Annotated in this window: 1 protein-coding gene and 1 pseudogene; both read right to left on the bottom strand. The window is 70.0% G+C overall.

What is annotated here, in order from left to right; genetic code table 11:
* Window positions 1–117 precede the first annotated feature (117 nt).
* On the bottom strand, window positions 118–1182 hold the full coding sequence (trpD, locus tag StrepF001_RS45180) for an anthranilate phosphoribosyltransferase (RefSeq protein ID WP_129803871.1): 1065 nt from the start codon (window positions 1180–1182) through the stop codon (window positions 118–120).
* Between the two features lie 136 nt (window positions 1183–1318).
* Window positions 1319–1852 (bottom strand): annotated as a pseudogene (locus StrepF001_RS45175) (ubiquinol-cytochrome c reductase cytochrome b subunit); the annotation flags it as partial.

Here is a 1852-nt window from a genome sequence, read left to right as displayed (position 1 = left end):
CTCTCGGCTGCGCTCGAGCGATGGGTGGCCGCGAGCAACGCGTAAGCGCTCCGATGGAACAGCCACGATGGCGCCGCAGACGATCGACGGCGCATCGCGGCTGTTCCATCGGAGCGCTTACGCGTTGCTCGCGGCCACCCATCGCTCGAGCGTCCGCTTCGCCGCACCGGAGTCGATCGATTCCGCCGCCTTCTCCATCCCGGCCCGGATCTGCTCGGTCAGCGGCGCAGCCGTCGGCTCCAGCGCCACCAGCGCCGCCGCCGAGTTCAGCAGCACCGCATCCCGCACCGGGCCCTGCTCCCCGTCGAGCAACCGCCGGGCGACCTCGGCGTTGTACGAGGCGTCGGCGCCGCGCAGCGCCTCCAGCGGCACCAGCTCGATCCCGACGTCCCGCGGGTCGAGGCGCTCCTCGGTCACCTTGCCGTCCCGGACGACCCAGACCCGGGAGGTGGACGCGGTCGTCAGCTCGTCGAGGCCGTCGTCGCCGCGGAACACCAGGGAGGAGTTGCCGCGCTCGGCGAAGACGCCGGCCACGATGGGCGCCATCCTGAGGTCGGCGACGCCCACCGCCTGCGCCTTCACCTTGGCCGGGTTGGTCAGCGGACCGAGGAAGTTGAACGTCGTCCGGATGCCCAACTGCCCGCGCGCCGCCGCCACATGACGCAGGGCCGGGTGGAACTTCACCGCGAAGCAGAAGGTGATCCCGGCCTCCTCGGCGACCTCCGCGACCCGCTGCGGCGTCAGCTCCAGATTGACGCCGAGCTTCTCCAGCACATCGGACGCCCCGGACGCCGAGGACGCGGCCCGGTTGCCGTGCTTGACGACCTTCGCACCGGTGCCCGCGATGACGATCGCGGACATCGTGGAGATGTTGACGGTCTTCGCGCCGTCGCCGCCGGTGCCGACGATGTCGACGGTCTCGCCCGGCACCTCGATCACGTTCGCGTGGTCGTACATCGCCCGGACGAATCCCGCGATCTCCTCGACGGTCTCACCCTTGGCGCGCAGTGCCACCGCGAACCCGGCGATCTGGGCGTCCGTCGCCTCGCCACGCATGATCAGGTCCATCGCCCAGGCGGTGTCGTCCGCGCTGAGGTCGCGGCCCTGAAGCAGGCCGTTCAGCAGGGCGGGCCAGGAACGGCCCGCCGCGGTGTCGCCTCCAGCGGGGGTCACAGCGCTCATAAGCCGCTCCTGGGTCAGTCCCGTACACCGGGACACGAGTCTCGAACAGGTCCACCCTATCCAGCCGCGGGCACGGCGAAGGGCCCCGTCCGAACAACGGACGGGGCCCCTCGCTGTGGCGTGGCTGACGCAGTGATCAGTGGTGGCCGTGGCCGCTCGTGATCTCCTTGTACTCCTCGACGGTGGGCTTGGGGATCTGGGCGTCCTCGCCGTAGTACGCCTTGCTGAGCTTGGCGCGCAGCTTCTCGGAGCCCTTCACCTTGCGCTCGACGCCGTGCTCGTCGACCGCCGGGCCGATCTCGGCCGGCTGGTACTGCTCGTGCGCCGTGATCGTGTGCAGCTGCTCCTGGCTGAGCGGCTCGTGCACCTCGATGAACTCACCGTGCGGCAGGCGCTTGATGGTGCCGTTCTCCCGGCCGTGCAGCACCTTGTCCCGGTCGCGGCGCTGCAGGCCGAGGCAGATCCGCTTGGTGACGATGAACGCGATGATCGGTCCGGCGAAGAAGCCGATCCGGACGAACCAGGTGACCGCGTTGATCGACAGGTGGAAGTGGGTGGCGATCAGGTCGTTGCCACCACCGACCAGCGTGATCATGTACAGCGTGATCCAGGCGACGCCGAACGCGGTACGCGTCGGGGCGTTGCGCGGGCGGTCCAGGATGTGGTCCCC

It is taken from the genome of Streptomyces sp. F001 (assembly GCF_004187715.1).
Taxonomy (GTDB): Bacteria; Actinomycetota; Actinomycetes; order Streptomycetales; family Streptomycetaceae; genus Streptomyces; species Streptomyces flavusporus.
The sequence above is the reverse complement of the archived record's forward strand: the minus strand, read 5'-3'. Positions and strand labels throughout refer to the sequence as shown.